This is a genomic window from Chitinophaga sp. 10T418 (genome assembly GCF_056394125.1).
On sequence record NZ_JBFTHG010000008.1, the window covers coordinates 110,725 to 127,635 of the forward strand.

At 45.4% G+C, this 16,911-nt stretch carries 15 protein-coding genes; 2 read left to right on the forward strand and 13 right to left on the reverse strand.

From position 1 onward, the window contains the following. The first annotated feature begins 76 nt into the window (after positions 1–76). Positions 77–2,614 carry a M14 family metallopeptidase gene (locus AC1DCV_RS23090; protein ID WP_477025361.1) on the forward strand — a complete coding sequence of 846 codons (2,538 nt, stop codon included), beginning with the start codon at positions 77–79 and terminating at the stop codon, positions 2,612–2,614. An 83-nt stretch (positions 2,615–2,697) separates the two neighbouring features. Here the strand turns inward: AC1DCV_RS23090 and AC1DCV_RS23095 are convergent, their stop codons facing one another. The 11 genes from AC1DCV_RS23095 to AC1DCV_RS23145 form a co-directional block, all read right to left on the reverse strand. Further along, a complete protein-coding gene (locus AC1DCV_RS23095; protein ID WP_477025362.1) occupies positions 2,698–3,306 on the reverse strand; it encodes a redoxin domain-containing protein in 609 nt (202 codons plus the stop codon). A gap of 143 nt (positions 3,307–3,449) precedes the next feature. Further along, positions 3,450–4,418, reverse strand: coding sequence for a YihY/virulence factor BrkB family protein (locus AC1DCV_RS23100; protein WP_441574429.1), 969 nt, complete (start codon positions 4,416–4,418; stop codon positions 3,450–3,452). 87 nt (positions 4,419–4,505) lie between these two features. Beyond that, a complete protein-coding gene (gene mltG / locus AC1DCV_RS23105; protein WP_477025363.1) occupies positions 4,506–5,558 on the reverse strand; it encodes an endolytic transglycosylase MltG in 1,053 nt (350 codons plus the stop codon). Positions 5,559–5,692: 134 nt separating this feature from the next. Further along, entirely contained in the window at positions 5,693–6,052 is a 360-nt protein-coding gene (secG, locus tag AC1DCV_RS23110) for a preprotein translocase subunit SecG (protein ID WP_441574427.1), read from the reverse strand. 12 nt (positions 6,053–6,064) lie between these two features. After that, positions 6,065–7,366 carry a hypothetical protein gene (locus AC1DCV_RS23115; RefSeq protein ID WP_477025364.1) on the reverse strand — a complete coding sequence of 434 codons (1,302 nt, stop codon included), beginning with the start codon at positions 7,364–7,366 and terminating at the stop codon, positions 6,065–6,067. A gap of 35 nt (positions 7,367–7,401) precedes the next feature. Further along, positions 7,402–7,923, reverse strand: a complete 522-nt coding sequence (lptE, locus tag AC1DCV_RS23120; RefSeq protein WP_477025365.1) for an LPS assembly lipoprotein LptE — start codon at positions 7,921–7,923, stop codon at positions 7,402–7,404. Positions 7,924–7,947: 24 nt separating this feature from the next. Beyond that, positions 7,948–9,183 (reverse strand): sigma-54 interaction domain-containing protein, encoded by a 1,236-nt coding sequence (locus AC1DCV_RS23125; RefSeq protein ID WP_441574424.1) that lies wholly within the window; start codon positions 9,181–9,183, stop codon positions 7,948–7,950. A 56-nt stretch (positions 9,184–9,239) separates the two neighbouring features. After that, entirely contained in the window at positions 9,240–10,652 is a 1,413-nt protein-coding gene (gene miaB, locus AC1DCV_RS23130) for a tRNA (N6-isopentenyl adenosine(37)-C2)-methylthiotransferase MiaB (protein WP_477025366.1), read from the reverse strand. Between the two features lie 129 nt (positions 10,653–10,781). Continuing rightward, positions 10,782–11,285 (reverse strand): hypothetical protein, encoded by a 504-nt coding sequence (locus AC1DCV_RS23135; protein ID WP_477025367.1) that lies wholly within the window; start codon positions 11,283–11,285, stop codon positions 10,782–10,784. A gap of 23 nt (positions 11,286–11,308) precedes the next feature. Next, entirely contained in the window at positions 11,309–12,088 is a 780-nt protein-coding gene (locus AC1DCV_RS23140) for a (Fe-S)-binding protein (protein ID WP_441574421.1), read from the reverse strand. 57 nt (positions 12,089–12,145) lie between these two features. Continuing rightward, positions 12,146–13,459 (reverse strand): 4Fe-4S dicluster domain-containing protein, encoded by a 1,314-nt coding sequence (locus tag AC1DCV_RS23145; RefSeq protein ID WP_477025368.1) that lies wholly within the window; start codon positions 13,457–13,459, stop codon positions 12,146–12,148. A 126-nt stretch (positions 13,460–13,585) separates the two neighbouring features. On the opposite strand from AC1DCV_RS23145, the gene AC1DCV_RS23150 reads away from it, so the two are divergent. Then, entirely contained in the window at positions 13,586–14,083 is a 498-nt protein-coding gene (locus AC1DCV_RS23150; RefSeq protein ID WP_477025369.1) for a phosphoribosyltransferase family protein, read from the forward strand. A 6-nt stretch (positions 14,084–14,089) separates the two neighbouring features. On the opposite strand, the gene AC1DCV_RS23155 is transcribed toward AC1DCV_RS23150, so the two are convergent. Both AC1DCV_RS23155 and AC1DCV_RS23160 read right to left on the reverse strand, forming a co-directional pair. Continuing rightward, on the reverse strand, positions 14,090–15,028 hold the full coding sequence (locus AC1DCV_RS23155) for a DUF2279 domain-containing protein (RefSeq protein ID WP_477025370.1): 939 nt from the start codon (positions 15,026–15,028) through the stop codon (positions 14,090–14,092). 103 nt (positions 15,029–15,131) lie between these two features. Continuing rightward, positions 15,132–16,856 carry a phospho-sugar mutase gene (locus tag AC1DCV_RS23160; RefSeq protein WP_477025371.1) on the reverse strand — a complete coding sequence of 575 codons (1,725 nt, stop codon included), beginning with the start codon at positions 16,854–16,856 and terminating at the stop codon, positions 15,132–15,134. Positions 16,857–16,911: the final 55 nt, after the last annotated feature.

Here is a 16,911-nt window from a genome sequence, read left to right on the forward strand (position 1 = left end):
TATTTTAACAGATAACAACGTACTGCAATAAGCGGAAAACAATTCCTAACTTACAGGGTCTAATTGCAGGCTTTCTATGCGCAGATATGTATTATTGGCTTTTGCTATACTGGGCTTTCTTTTTGCTTCCGCCCAGGTGCCAACTCCTGATCAGTTCCTCGGTTATCCCCTGGGGACGCAGTTTACCCCACATTACAAAGTGGTGGATTATTTTAAACAGGTAGCCGCAACGGCTAAAAATGTGAAGCTGGAACAGTACGGCGTAACCTATGAGGGCAGGCCCCTTATGATGGCTATTGTGGCTTCTCCTGAAAACTTTTCTCAGCTGGATAATATCCGTCAGCATAGTCTGGATATGTCTAATGCCCGTGATAATGCAGGTAATAACCAGCCCGTGATTGTGTGGCTGAGCTATAATGTGCATGGTAATGAGGCGGTATCCACAGAAGCGGCGATGAAAACGCTGTATGAACTGGTTAATAACGGTAATGCGCAAACGCAGCAGTGGCTGAAAAATACGGTAGTGATCATTGATCCCTGCCTGAACCCTGATGGCCGTGAAAGATATGTGAACTTTTATAACAACACCCGCAGCGTAAAACCCAATGTGAGTCGTTATTCCAGGGAGCATAACGAACCCTGGCCCGGAGGAAGATCCAATCACTATTATTTTGATCTGAACCGCGACTGGGCCTGGCAAACGCAGAAGGAATCACAACAGCGGGTAGCGAAATATAATGAGTGGATGCCACAGCTGCATGTGGATTTTCATGAACAGGAAATAGAAGCACCCTATTATTTTGCGCCGGCAGCAGAACCTTTTCATGATGCCATTACGCCCTGGCAGCGGCAACTGCAGGTCATGATCGGAAAAAATAATGCAAAATATTTTGACCAGCAGGGCTGGTTGTATTTTACAAAGGAACGTTTCGATCTTTTCTATCCCAGTTACGGCGATACTTATCCGATGTACAATGGCTCACTGGGTATGACCTTCGAGCAAGGTGGTAGCGGCAGGGCAGGAGTCGCCGTGCTGAAAAGAGACGGAGATACCCTTACGCTGTCTGATCGTATTGCACATCACTTCACCACCGGTTTATCTACCGTAGAGGTGGCATCACAAAATGCCGCAAAAATTATCAGCGAATACAGCAACTATTTTGTAGCCGCTCAAAAAACGCCACAAGGTGGATATAAGTCTTATGTAGTAAAGGCAGGTGGTAATACAGAAAAGCTGAATACGCTGGCAGAACTATTACGTAAAAACAACATCGCTTTTGGCTTTGGCGCAAATACCGGCAGTGCCAGTGGATTTAATTATTTCACTGGTAAAACGGAAACGTTTACGATTGATAAAGAAGATCTGGTCATCAGTGCCTATCAGCCCCACTCAAATATGCTCCGGGTATTGTTTGAGCCGGTATCTCACTTAACAGATTCTGTTACTTATGATATTACTGCATGGGCATTACCTTATGCGTACGGGTTAACTTCTTACGCCGTAAAGCAGCCACTTACGCCTGCTGCAGGAGCAGCGGCGGCGCGAAATAATACGCCGCTGTCTGCGCAAAAGCCATATGCTTACCTGGCACAATGGAATAGTTTACGGGACGTGAAATTTTTATCTGCATTGTTGCAAAATGATATCAAAGTACGTTTTACAGAAACGCCGTTCAGCGTTGGTGGCAAAGACTTTTCTGCCGGTACGCTGATCATTACGCGCTCAGGTAATACCAGCAAAGGTGATCAGTTTGATCAGTACATTACCACGCAGGCCAATCGTTTTAAAATTACGCTGGATGCGGTAGGCAGTGGATTTGTGGATAAAGGGACCGACTTCGGTTCCGACAAAATCAGGTTTATCAAAAAGCCTAACGTTACGCTGCTGGCAGGTGATGGCATATCTTCCCTGGGTATGGGAGAAGTATGGCATTTCTTTGAACAACAACTGGATTTCCCTATAACGGTGGTGAATGAACGAAATTTTGGTGATATTGACTGGGGACAAACAGATGTGCTGATATTAACGGATGGAGATTACAAAGTATTTGCGGACAAGGCTGCTGCGGATCATTTGAAAGACTGGATCAGCAACGGTGGTAAGTTGATTGCACTGGAAAGTGCGGCTGCACAGGTGGCGGGTGCTGACTGGGGCATTAAGCTGAAAAAAGAAGAAGAAAAGGATAAAGATAAAGAAGCGAAAGATAAAGCAGCAGCGGCGCATACCTATGAGGCATTGAAACCTTATGCCAACAGGGAGCGGGAGAGCATTAAACAATTTATTCCCGGTGCTATTTACAAAGTGCAGATGGATACTACACATCCACTGGCTTTTGGCTATTCTGAATATTATTATACGCTGAAACTGGATTCACATTTATATGAGTTTATAGAAAATGGTGGCTGGAATGTAGGTGTATTAAAGAAAGACAGCTATCTGAGTGGTTTTGTGGGAGCAGATACCCGGCGGCAGTTGAAAGATGGATTGCTGTTTGGTGTAAAAGATATTGGTAGTGGTCAGGTGGTGTTAATGGCTGATAATCCGTTGTTCAGAAGTTTCTGGGAAAATGGTAAACTGTTGTTTAGCAACGCTGTATTTCTTGTAGGACAATAGGGATACGTTTTTTTAGCAGGTAGTTTGTTGAGGTATTCATCTCACCGAAACCTACTACCTGCTTAAAATATCATATAACTGGATTACAGATTTCTTTTGATGGTACATCCCAGGCTGCTGGCTGTATTAACCGTCACTGATTTGCCCGCCAGCAATTCGTTAATGGCATTTTGAAGCAGTGGCACTTTCACTGTTGCCGGGTTCCCGGGACTGTCATCAATTCCTCCTTTATAAGCCAGCCGGCTGTTTTTATCAAACAGGAAACATTCCGGTATATGATTGGCATCGAAAGCATTGGCCAGCACTGCATTCATATCAACTACATAGTACCAGGCAAAGTTTTGTCTGGCGCCATATTGTTGCATGGCGGTATAGGATTCTCTGTCCCCGCGTTCGGCTTCATTGGAATTGACTATCACTACGCCGATATTGTTTTTGCGGGCATGTTGACAAATGTTCTGTAGCCGTGCTTCGTTGCGCTGCATATAAGGGCATATGTTGCTACCAAAAATTACCAGTAATCCATTATTGCCTTTGGCGCCTGCCAGCGTGATTTTTTTACCGGAGATATCCGTCAGACTAACATCTGATTTTGGGAGCAATGCGCCTGGTTCCAGCGGTATTTCCCTGTTTGGTTGAAATGAGGAAAGTAAGATGGTAAAACAGGATAAATAAAAGGTGGCCTTCATCATAGTGAATGGTTTTCAGGTCCTGACTAAATATAGTAAAATGCGACAGTATATTTTTGCTTTTATACGAGCAAATAATCAAGTAAAATATAATAAAAAATTATAAAATAAAAATATTTGCCAGGTATAGTGGCATCGGGAGTTATTTATGCCTGATTAGCAGCTAATTGTTGTTTTTTCTCTTCTTGTCTTGCATCGCTGATGGTTCTGATACTTGCATTGAGTTCAAATCCAATCAGGAGGATGAGGGAGTTCAGGAAGATCCAGAGCATGAGTACGAGGATGGTACCAATAGAACCATAGATCTTATTATAATTACCGAAGTTATTGACAAACCAGGAGAAGCCAACGGTGACCAGTATCATACAAACGGTGGCTACGGTGGCGCCGGCGGTAATGAATTTCCATCTGCGGGTGGTAGCTGCGCCGATGCGGTATAAAAATCCGTTTACGGAGTAAAAAAGCATAATGATCACCACCCAGCGGCCTATGTCGATCACATTCTTCAGCAGGGTGCTTTTGATGCCAATCAGCTTGAATATCCACGAAAGGGTAGCACCCTGTGCAACAATCAGTGCTACAGTAATCAGCAGCAGAATAACCAATATTGCAGTTAATTGCAGGGCAATGAGCCGGTTTTGCCACCATTTTCTTTTGCGGAAACCTACTCCCTGAATTTTGCTGAAGGAGCGGAGTATGCCCATAACGCCGTTGGAGGAATAGAAAAATCCCATCAGGAAGGCGATAGAGAGCAATCCATTACGATGGGTATAGAGGAAGTCATGGATCATTCCTCTTACAATCATATAGGTGTTGTAGTTAGGTGTGAGGTCTTCCGCCAGGTCATAGAGGGTAGGCTCTATGTTTTTTACCGGCACATAAGGTACCAGGGTAAACAGGAAGATGAAAAAAGGCGGAATGGCCAGCAGGAAGTTGAAGGAAATGGCCCTGGCGCGGTCTCCCAGGCCCCTGTTCTTGGTTTCCTGTCCGAAATGTTTTAGTACATCATACAAAGGAAGCCCTTCAAATCCAGGCAGGATCAGGGTTTTAGTCCTGTCCACCAAACGGCGGTAAGGGCGTGAACGGAAGATGATGTTTTCGGGTCTGAAGGCCAATGTAATGCTTTAAAATGCTTATTTAGTTATTCTGATGTGCAGAGAAAACCAAACATCAAAATAACTAAATAATTAAGTAACTATCTATTAGAATCCTCGTTTATTCAGTTCTGCCTGGTATTTTCTGGCATTTACCAGGTGCTCTGCATAGGTGGCTGCAAAAGCGTGATATCCCGAGAAGTCGGATCTGGCACAGAAATAAAGATAATCTGTTTCCGGAGTATTTAAAACGGCGTTCAACGTTTTCTCTGATGGGGTACAGATAGGTCCGGGGGGGAAACCTTCATAACGGTAAGTGTTATACGGAGAATCGAACAGGGTATGATTCTCCCGTATCCGTTTCAGACCGAAATCCTGCAATGCAAATTTCACGGTAGGATCTGCCTGCAGGCGCATGCCTTTACGGAAGCGGTTCAGGTATACACTCGCAATCAGCGGCTTTTCATCATTTTTGTTACTTTCTTCCTCCACAATAGAAGCCAGGATGGTGACCTGGTTTTCCGATAAATTCAGTTTATCTGCCTTTTCTTTTCTTTCCGGTGTCCAGAATTCTTCTCTTTCTTTTTCCAGCTTTTTGAATACCGCTTCTGCACCGGTATTCCAGTAGAATTCGTAGGTATTGGGTACTACCACACACATCACGGTGTTAGTATCCAGGCCAAACTGGCGGAGATATACTGCATCGTGCATCAGGGAGCGGAGTACGCCGGAATCTGCTTCCAGGTTGTTACTCACTTTCCGGACGAAATCGTCTTTGGTGCGTAATTTATTGATGACCAGTACTACGGGGGCTTGTTTGCCGGAGCGCAGCAGCCGGGCAATGTCAAAGTTGCTCATTCCTCTGCTGATCTTATAGCGACCGGCTTTTACGCGGGCTGGATAGTCCAGTTTCTGCGCCACCCAGTTAAAACTGCTGCGGTTGCGTATGATACCTTGTTCTTCCAGGCCATCGAGCACGTTGTCATAGGTGCTGTTGGTGCGTATATAAAAGTACTTATTGTCGCCAAAAGCTTTGGTATTCGGACCAAATACGCGGTAAGAGGTATATACCAGCGCACCGGCAATCAAACAGCCGGCAATTACCAGTGTCCGTCTTATCCAGACAGCTTTTGCGCTGGATGGTTTGCTTTTTTTAGCCATAGATAGTATTGGACGTTACAATTAAGCGAAAGCGGTGATAAAGCCAGGTTTTTCAATATACTCCGTCAGTCGCCATGAAAAAAAACCTCGCTTTTAACGGCGAGGTTTCAAATATTATTATTCCGATAAGATGCTTATTTGCCGGGAGTCGCTGGAGCAGGAGCCGGGGTAGTGCCTGGTAACTGCTGAGCAGGAGGAGCTTGTACCGGTGCACCTGCACCTGCTCTTTCAACCGCACTAGGAGCCAGGGTTTGAGTTGCCTTACCGCCTTTTCCTATGAAGAAAGGAGCAGTGAGGCATAATACAGCGATCAGTATCGCCAGGATCCAGGTACCTTTTTCCAACACGTCAGTTGTCTGACGCACCCCAATCACCTGATTGCCAACACCGCCAAGAGCGCCGGAAAGTCCGCCACCTTTAGGGTTCTGGATCAGCACGAAGAAGCCCAACAACACACAGGCTAATATGATCAGGATACCAAAAATTATCAACATAGAAATTACTATTTATTTTTTGTCTGTTAGTGACTTTAATTCTAATATCTTTTGCGCAAAATAAGCGTTTTTGTCGGGATTAAGCAAACTTAATTTTTGATATATCTTAATCGCGTTGGTATATTGGTGCTGGCGAACCCAGATCTCCGCCAGTGTTTCAGATACGATATCATTGTTAAATACAATAGAGTCCATGGCCATTTTCTCTACTGTTTCAGAAACTTCCGGTTCGTCTTCTTCTTCATAAATGCGGTGCAATTGCTGGTGATACCAGTCTTTGCTGGTTTTCCCGACAAAATTGTCTTTCATTTGCCGCAGCCAGGAAGTAAAGCTTTTCATTTCAGCTGCGCCCTGTTCATTCAGGTCATCTGCCTCTTCCGGATTTTTCAGCCTTTTATAGGCAAAATAATCATCTGTATATAGGGGCTGAAAGATTAGTTCTGTTTCTTCCACTCTTTCCGACAAGGGGAATATTTTGATAGGCCCCATTGCAGCCTCCACTTCTTCATTGGCGGTTGCAGGGCTGTTTTCCGCTGCAGCAGCGATAACAGGCGGTGCCGGCATGTTTGGTGAAATGGTAGGCTCGATACCTGCCGGTTCAAAATCTGCTATAGCAAGAGGTGTTTCTTTTTCCATAACAACACTGCCAGACAATGCTGTTGGGATTGTTACCTCATTATCAGCTATGGTGACCGATTCCGGCAGATCTGTTGTTACTTCCGCAGCTGAAGCAGCTTCCACTTCAGGTATATCTTCCGAAACAACCCCAAAATGATTTTCTGTGGCGGGGTGTACAGCCGCAGATGCTATGGTAGCTACATCTTCGTCAATGACAGGAGGAGGGGCCATTTCTGTTGGTAGTTGATCTTCCGGAATAACATCCAGGAGCCGGTCTTCCACTACAGGCAGTGCTTCTTCCTCTGCTATTTCATCCGCTATAGATCCGATTGCATCTGGTTGTGCAGCCATCAACTCCCGGGGTTCGAATCCCTGACTCTCCGCAAGTGATTCCACGGTTTCGCCGGGCAGTGTATCTTCCGGGATAACCGATGCAACACGGTTTTCCACTTCCTGTAATAATTGTTCTTCTGAAATCACCTGATAAGCGTAGTGGTGCTGGTTGGTATAAAGCAGCGCCTTTTTAACGGCGGAACTTTGCAGGTCGCCGGTTTTTTGGTATACCTTTCTGGCCAGCAGCAGGCGGGCAGCAGAAAAATATGGGTGATCCGCCACCAATTGTTCTATCGCCGCTTCATTTACCAAATGAAGAGAGGGTTGTAGAAACACATGCGCTATAATCCTGTTTGCCGTCATAGGTTGCTAATGTAATAAAAAAAACGACTTACACACTACCAGTTGGCAAATGCCCTGTTAAAGATATCATCTGTGATACCCGGAATAATATTGTTTTCGAGCAAGCCATTTTCTACGGTGCTGGGCAATTGGGTGGCCGGGAACTCTGCAGAGCGGGAAAATGATTGGGTAAATCCTTTTTTATCGCCTACCCGCTTGATGAAAGTAACATTTACGGTGACGTTCAAACGGGAGGTAGCTGCCTGGTCAACATTCGTTACAGCCGCATTGGAGAAGGAGTAACCGGTGATAGTAGATTTAAACTCGTAGTCTGCTCTTGGTTCATTTTCATTCACCTGCGTCAGACTGGTTTGAGAAGTGATTTTATCACGCAGTTTCTGTGTCAGCTTCTGGCTTATGGTAGGGTTGTTAATGGGAGCCCTGTTCTCAATGAAGCGCACATTCACGGTTTTTGCCTCCAGGTCTATACTGGCGCCGGTAGTAGAGTATTTTACACTGCAACCGCCTAATGCTGTCAGTATGGCTATTGATATAAATGCTTTGATGCTGGTGATCATTGTTGTGCTGATATTAAAATTCGTTTATTCGGCGATGTTATATTCTTTGAGTTTGCGGTAAAGCGTTCTTTCAGAAATACCCAGGTCCAGAGCGGCATCCTTACGTTTGCCTTTATGTTTTTTCAGCGCTTTCACAATGAGTTCTTTCTCTTTGTCGGCAATAGACAGCGTTTCTTCTACTTCTTCGTGATGATCAATTTTATTATCTGCTAAGATAATGGGTTGTGCATTACCAAGACTGCTGCTGGGAGGAGTACTCATTTCTGCGGCAGAAGGGTAGCTGTGCAATACATGATTATCTACCGGATACTCCGCTGCATGCGGCATATTGGGGTTCTGAAGAATATCGAAAAACATTTTCTTTACTTCTGTCACATCTTTTTTCATGTCGAAAAAAAGTTTGTACAGAATATCCCTTTCGCTGTTGAAATCGGCGTTTTGCTGTGGCGCTGCCAGCATAGGCAAGCGGTTTATTTCCGGTTGTTCCGGCAGGAAGCGTTTCAGGTCATTGGCGGTGACCAGCTTATCGGACGATAATACAGAAATTTGTTCCGCAATATTTTTCAACTCACGGATATTACCTCTCCATGGATAGTTCACGAGTATATTGCGAGCTTCTTCATCCAGTTGTATAGAGGGTGTTTTATATTTTTCTGAGAAGTCTACCGAGAATTTCCTGAACAACAACGGGATATCTTCTTTGCGATCGCGTAGTGCGGGTACGCGGATAGGCACGGTGTTGAGGCGGTAGTAAAGATCTTCGCGGAACTTGCCCTGCTGGGTACGTTCCAGTAAATCCCTGTTGGTAGCGGCTACTACGCGTACATCTGTTTTTTGAACTTTGGAAGAACCTACGCGTATATACTCGCCGGTTTCCAGTACGCGCAGCAGGCGGGCCTGGGTGCCCATTGGCATTTCCCCAATTTCATCCAGGAAGATGGTGCCGCCGTTAACGGTTTCGAAGTAGCCTTTGCGGCTGTCTACCGCACCGGTAAAAGATCCTTTCTCATGGCCGAATAGCTCGGAGTCGATCGTTCCTTCCGGAATGGCACCGCAGTTTACAGCTATGAAAGGATTATGTTTACGTGCGCTGAGGGCGTGGATGATTTGTGAAAAAACCTCTTTACCAACACCGCTCTCTCCGTTAATTAATACCGTGAGATCTGTATTGGCTACCTGAACAGCCACTTGTAATGCGTAGTTGAGAGCAGGACTACTACCAATAATGCCAAACCTGTTTTTTATAGCCTGAATGTCCATAAGCGGTTATTCATATGTTAGATGGTTAAAAATATAGCCCCGTTATCAGCGGGCTGCTATTGTACGGCTTTTCCTATCAAAGTACCGGATGTGCAGCTTTCCACCTTCACCATAACATAATCACCCTTTTTAAAGTTTTCTTTTGGAAAGACGATTACCTTATTCTGATCATTACGGCCAAAAAGCTGTTCATCGGAACGTTTGGAAGTGCCTTCTGCCAGTACACGGAAGGTTTTTCCTACTTCTTTTTCCATGGTGGCCTGTGAATGGCCACGGTATAATTCCACTACTTCTGCCAGTCTCCTTTTCTTTACGTCTTCCGGGATATCGTCCTGGTAGCGGCGTTCCGCGAGGGTGCCGGGGCGTTCAGAATAGAAGTACATATAGGCCAGGTCATAGCGTGCAAACTCCATGAGACTAAGGGTATCCTGGTGATCTTCTTCGGTTTCTGTACAGAAACCGGTAATAATATCGGTAGAAAGGCCACAGTCAGGAATCAGTTCACGTATCCGGGTTACTTTTTTCATGTACCATTCACGGGTATACGTGCGGTTCATAAGTTGCAGGATACGTGAGCTGCCGCTTTGCACCGGCAGGTGAATATAGTTGCAGATGTTATCGTACTTCAGCATGGTGAAAAGTACTTCATCTGTGATGTCTTTAGGATGTGAGGTGCTGAAACGCACTCTCAGTAAAGGATTGATCAGCGCTACTCTTTCCAGCAACATGGCGAAGGTCACCGTTTCTGAGCCATCATCGCTGTTCCAGTAGTAGGAGTCTACGTTTTGGCCAAGCAGGGTTACTTCGCGGTAGCCGTTTTCAAATAGTTCTGTTGCTTCCTTTACGATGGAATAAGCGTCACGGCTGCGTTCCCGACCGCGGGTAAAAGGCACCACGCAGAAAGTACACATATTATTGCAACCCCGCATAATGGATACAAAAGAGGTGACGCCGTTGTTATCCAGTCTTACCGGGCTGATATCACCATACGTTTCTTCCCGGCTTAATAAAACATTCACTGATTTCTGACCTGATTCTGCTTCGGCGATCAGGGCCGGGAGACTGCGATAGGCATCGGGGCCTACTACCAGGTCCACCAGTTTTTCTTCTTCCAGCAATTTGCCTTTAATACGTTCGGCCATGCAGCCTAAAACGCCTACCAGCATACCTGGTGTTTGCTGTTTTATTTTTTTGAATTCGGTTAAACGTTTACGTACGGTTTGTTCTGCTTTTTCGCGGATAGAACAGGTATTCAGCAGGATGAGGCTGGCTTCTTCCGCGTTGCGGGTAGGGCCATATCCTTCTGCTCCAAGTATGGACGCAACAATTTCGCTATCGTTGAAATTCATTGCACAACCATAGCTTTCAATGTAGAATTTTTTAGTATATGTTTGGGTGCCAGTCGTTGCCGGAGAAAAGGCTTCTCCCTGGCGACTTTCATCATGCACTTTGGTATCCAGATCAAGCATCCTGACAAAAATTTTGGAAGGCAAAAATAGGTAATAAAAACAACAAAATGACAGAATGGCAGCAATCGGTTAAAATAAAAGCCCTGTAACAGCATTACTGTTACAGGGCTGATAATGATGTTACCCGGCTTATGCCTTTACACCCAGCTTTTTGGCAATCYAGCTGTCTTTCAGCGGCTGCAGCCAATGGGTATCCAGTTCCTGCCTGGTCAATACGGTATTATTCAGGTAGATGGTATTTTCATCTATATAGCCTTTTTCCAGGGCATAAGCTACCTGGGCCATAGGCAACAGCTGTACTTTATCTTTCACGATGAAGCCGAGCAGGAGACGATCAAACATATTTACCTCGTACTGTTTTTCTATGCTTTTAATGATTCGAACTGAACTATCTGTGCTGCAACCACTTACGGTTGTCTGTGATTCATCTGCAATCAGCACGATCAGTTGGTTCAGTACTACCTGTCCCCAGCCTTTAACAGGCGCTCCATGTGCATTCCATTGCGCTGTAAACTGTTGTAGCTGCTCATTGATTTCAAGTATCTCCTGTTCATTGAACGGTCTGTTGCTCTGGTATATCCACACCCTGGAGGCCGGAGAGAAGCCTGAAGGGAAGATGTTGTTAGTATTCATGTMACAAATTTAGGCAATTGATTTCATTTCATGCTTTGAGCGATTAATTCCGCGATGTCCAGCACTTTTACTTCGTCTTCTTTACCTACTTCTTTTACTCCATCCGTTAGCATGGTCATACAAAACGGACAATTGGAAGCAATCACGGAGGCACCGGTAGCTACAGCTTCATGTCCGCGTTCAAAATTGATACGGGTAGTACCTTTTTCTTCTTCCTTAAACATTTGTGCTCCACCGGCACCACAGCATAAGCCTTTACTGCGGCAGCGCTTCATTTCTACCAGTTCTGCATCCAGTGTTTCCAGTACTTTGCGGGGTGCTTCATATATATTATTGGCGCGTCCGAGGTAACAGGAGTCGTGGTAAGTAATTTTTTTTCCTTTGAAAGTGCCGCCTTCCTGCATCTTTATTTTTCCTTCATCAATCAGTGACTGGAGGAAAGTGGTATGGTGAATAACTTCGTAATTACCTCCCAGTGCAGGGTATTCGTTTTTCAGTGTATTAAAGCAATGTGGGCAGGCGGTTACTATTTTTTTTACGCCGTACATATTCAGCAGCTGTATATTGTTCTGCGCCATCATCTGGAAAATGAATTCATTACCAGCTCTTCTTGCAGGATCTCCTGTGCAGCTTTCTTCTTTTCCTAAAATGGCAAACTGAATCCCCACCTTATCAAGGATGGTGGTAAATGCTTTGGTGATTTTTTGGGCACGCTGATCAAAACTACCTGCACAACCCACCCAGAAAAGGACTTCAGGGGTTTCTCCGTTTGCGGCATATTCTGCCATTGTTTTAATATGCATTCTGATTTTTTTAAGGTAATACCGAAAATGATGGCGATCGGTTAAATAAGGCCGGTGTTATTCGGTGGCCCATTTGTCCCGGTCGTCCATACTGAATTTCCAGGGGGCCATATTATTTTCAATGTTGCTGAACATCCCGGTCCATTCTGCCGGCGCGCTGGATTCTTCCATTACGAGGTGGCGGCGCAGCTGAAGGATGATATCCAGCGGGTTAATGCTTACCGGGCATTCCTGTACACAAGCGTTACAGGTAGTGCAGGCACGCAGTTCTTCTTCAGAAATATAATCGCGTAACAATGCTTTCTTATCATCTGTAAAGGTGCCATTTGCTTTAATGTTGCGCCCTACTTCTTCCAGGCGGTCGCGGGTATCCATCATAATTTTCCTGGGCGACAACAGTTTACCGGTGATATTTGCCGGACAGGCAGCACTGCAACGGCCGCATTCTGTACAACTATAGGCATCCAGTAAATTTTTCCAGGTAAGATCCATTACATCTTTGGCGCCGAACTTAGGCATGGTATCGGATGCAGGTGCATTGGCGGCCAACTCCGGCTGCAACATCAACTGTACCTCATGTTGCACTGCCGGCATATTTTCCATTTCACCTTTGGGTTCCAGGCTGGCAAAGTAGGCATTCGGAAACGCCAGTATAATATGCAGGTGTTTGGAGTAGGGGAGATAGTTCAGGAAGGCCAGCACCCCTGCGATGTGCAGCCACCAGCAACCACGTTCAATGGCTTCCAGTGAGCCGTCAGAAAGCCCGTTGAACAGCGGAGTAAACATCCCTGAAATCCAGAATTGTCCGGTAGGCATATAATGAGCAACGCCTCTGGCCTGTAGCGCCTGGTCTGCCGTATCCATGGTCAGAAACAGGAACATCAGCACAATTTCTGTGATCAGGATATAGTTGGCATCTGAACGCGGCCATCCATCCAGATCTTTACTGATAAAGCGTTTCAGCTTTAAAATATTCCTGCGTATTAAAAAGATGGCACAGCCGCTGAGTACCAGTACTGCCAGCACTTCAAATAAGCTGATTAATACAGGATATAAACTGCCTAATACGGGAACGAATAAACGATGTGTACCCAAAATACCGTCGAGGATGATCTCCAGGATTTCCAGGTTGATGATCAGAAAGCCGGCGTACACAAAAAAGTGAAGTACCGCCACCAGCGGATTACGGAACATCTTTTTTTGTCCAAATGCCAGCAACAGGAGATTTTTCCATCTAAGGTCAGGATGGTCACTCAGGTCTTTATCTCTTCCCAGCAGTATGTTTTTCCTTATCTGTCCTGCCTTACGGGCAAAAAGATATACCGCTGCCCCAAAGAGGATAACAAATAATAATTCTTGTACAATTCGCATTATCTCAGATTTGACTCCCTAATTTATGTCTTTTTTAGCTGTCAGCCATTAGCTGTTAGCATTTAGTGTATTTGATTTTTTTATCAATGGCTAACTGCTAATGACGAATTGCTTATTTTTGCAACCATGGAAAACAGGAATATCATTCTAACGCAGGATATCATTCAAAAGAAAATTGAACGTATCGCTTACGAAATTTATGAACTGAACAGCGATGGTACGGATATCATTTTAGCAGGCATCTGGGATCGTGGTGTGATCATTGCCCATAAGATCGCGGCTATACTGGAACAGATATCTCCCCTGAAAACCCATATTATAGAACTGCACCTGGATAAACAAAATCCGGGTGAGGTAGTGGTGTCTGAAGAAATTGACTTCAACAATAAAGTAATCGTAGTGGTGGATGATGTGGCCAACTCCGGCCGCACCATGTTGTATGCACTGAAACCACTGCTGAAATTTCTCCCCAAAAAAATCCAGACCGCTGTGCTGGTAGACCGCAAGCATAAATCCTTCCCACTGTCCGTTGACTTTGTAGGTTATTCCCTGGCAACTACTTTGCAGGATATGGTGTTGGTGGAGATGAACGGTGAGGAGATTATTTCCGCCTATTTCGAATAAGCCATCTTAAAAATAGATAGCATGTACTTTCATATGTCCCTGCGAATTGATTTCTAAAGTGGGAGCTGGAAATTTGATCATATTTAATACCTGGAACAGGACTTTGATGCCTTTCTTCTTGGTAGGGATTTTGGTAAAGTCTACATCCGGAGACAAATAGAACTGCCGTATACGCTGTAGTTCGCTGTAGTCCTGGTGGATGCCATGGGAATCTGTCCAGGTGTTATCCCTGCCGCCGATCATGCCCTGTGCGCCATAGCCCACTGCAATATTCAGCCATTTGGGTATCCGGCCGTCTTTATGAAAGGAGTAGAGATTTACTGACAGCCAATAGGTTTGACCGTTATAATTTTTCAGGGTTCTTTCCCAGTAGGTGGTGCCGAAAAGCTGATCGGCTTTCTCCTGCAGCACCGGGTCGTCATAACGCTGTGGATGTGCGGAAAATTTTAATTGAATGCGTTGTTCATCCCAGGCCAGTTCCTGGCTGATCAACAGGGCGGAGCCTATCGCATTGGCGCCCATATCTCCCCAGGAAAATCCCCATTCGGACGAATAGCCATCCAGTACTTCAACAACAGATTGATAAGCGAAACCACTGAGACCACCTATCCAGATTTGTTTTTTACGGGGAAGTCCCGACCAGCGCCACATTTCACGGCTATATTTTCCAATGAAATATGCACTGAAAATATGTCCTGCTTTGTCCATCTGGTTCCATTCCCCCATATCATTGAAATAATGAAACCCTGACCTGGGGTAGCCTTTGTACCAGGCCGTATTGAGGGCGGCGAGACTTGCACCGTATAATGCTACGGTAGTGCCGCTCAGCAGCCATACATGGGAGTTAACAGTGGTATCCGGAATAGAGAAAAAAGGCACTTTTTTTTGTGCCTTGCTGCACAGGAAGGGCAGCATCAGGATCAGGATAAGCAGTGGTCTTTTCATGCGGGTATGTAAACAATACCGGGAATACTGAAAGGTATGTATGCTGAGTAGATACGTTCTTTCAACATTCCCGGTTTATATCATCATTTTCAGATGACAGGGATTACTTCAGGTCCATGTCCTGAATAATGCCATTTATTTTCTGATCCAGTTCCGCGGTTACTTTATCATAGTCTGCTGCACTGTTTAGTGGCGCATTTACGCTGAAGTAGAATTTAATCTTAGGTTCTGTACCGGAAGGGCGGGCAGAAATTTTGCTGCCGTCTGCCAGTAAAAACTGCAGTACGTTGGATTTAGGGAGGTCCAGTGCCTTAATATCACCGGTTTTGATATCCCTGATCTGTTGTAGCTGGTAATCGTAGAGCGTTACCACCGGAGAACCATTGATGGTTACTGGTGGATTTTCGCGGTATCCACGCATCATTTCGGCGATTTCCTCAGCCCCTCTCATTCCTTTTTTGGTAATGGAGATCAGGCTTTCTTTGTAATAGCCGTAGCGTACGTAGATGTCGATCAGTTCTTCGAACAATGTTTTGCCGTGGCTGCGTGCATAGGCTGCCATTTCGCAAATCATGGCTACGGAGGAGATGGCATCTTTATCCCGGATATTGTTGCCGATCATATAACCATATGATTCTTCCCCGCCACAGATAAAGTTTTCCTGTGGTTCTTTGCGGCGGATCAGGTCGGCGATCCATTTGAAGCCGGTCAGTACGTTGTAGCAGGTGATATTGTTTTTGGCAGCAAATACATCGATCAGATCGGAGGTAACAACCGTTTTGGCGATGTAATCGTTTGGCTTAGCGAGACCTTTGCGTTTGCGGGCCTCCACGATGTAGTTAAATAACAGTACACCGGTTTGGTTGCCGTTTAACAGGATCCATTCGCCTTTCAGGTCTTTCACGGCAATGCCTACACGATCTGCATCCGGATCGGTACCCAGAAGGATATCGGCATCCAGTTCCTTCGCCTTTTTGAGGCCCAGGCTCATGGCTTCAGACTCTTCAGGGTTAGGATATACTACGGTAGGGAAGTTACCATCCGGTGTAGCCTGCTCCTGTACGATGTTTATGTTGGTAAAACCATACTGTTGCAGTACCGCAGGCACCTGGGTGATACCAGTACCATGAATGGGGGTATATACTATTTTAAGATCATGTTGCTGGCGGATGATGTCCGGGTTGATAGAGAGGCTGACCAGTTCTTTCTGGTAGGCTTCATCCACTTCTTTGCCAATGAGGGTGATATTGGCTTCACCGCCGGTCCACTTCACTTCATCGGGGGAGGCGATGTTTTCTACTTCACGGATCACATTACCATCGTGGGGAGGCACCAGTTGGGCGCCATCGTTCCAGTAGGCTTTGTAACCATTATATTCCTTCGGGTTATGAGATGCTGTGAGTACCACGCCGCCATGACATTGCAGGTGACGGATGGTGAAAGACAGTTCCGGCGTAGGACGCAGGCTTTCAAAAAGAAACACTTTGATGTCGTTGGCAGCAAAAACGTTGGCAACGGTTTCCGCGAAAAAGCGGGCATTGTTGCGGCTATCATGTGCTATGGCCACCTTAATTTCGCCTGTAAAGGTTTTTTTAAGGTAATTGGCAAAACCCTGCGTAGCCATGCCAAGGGTATATTTATTCATGCGGTTGGTACCTACACCCATGATCCCCCGGAGGCCACCGGTGCCAAATTCGAGGTTGCGGTAAAAGGCGTCGTTGAGTTCATCGGGGTTGCTTTCCTGCATTTTCTTCAGTGTGGCAACGGTTTCCGCGTCATAATTCCCGTTGAGCCATTGCGATACTTTGTTTTCAATATTTATATCCATGGTTCTTTTTTTGTAAGCCGTAAATGCTAAAATGGATTGTAAAGTAAAAATAAAA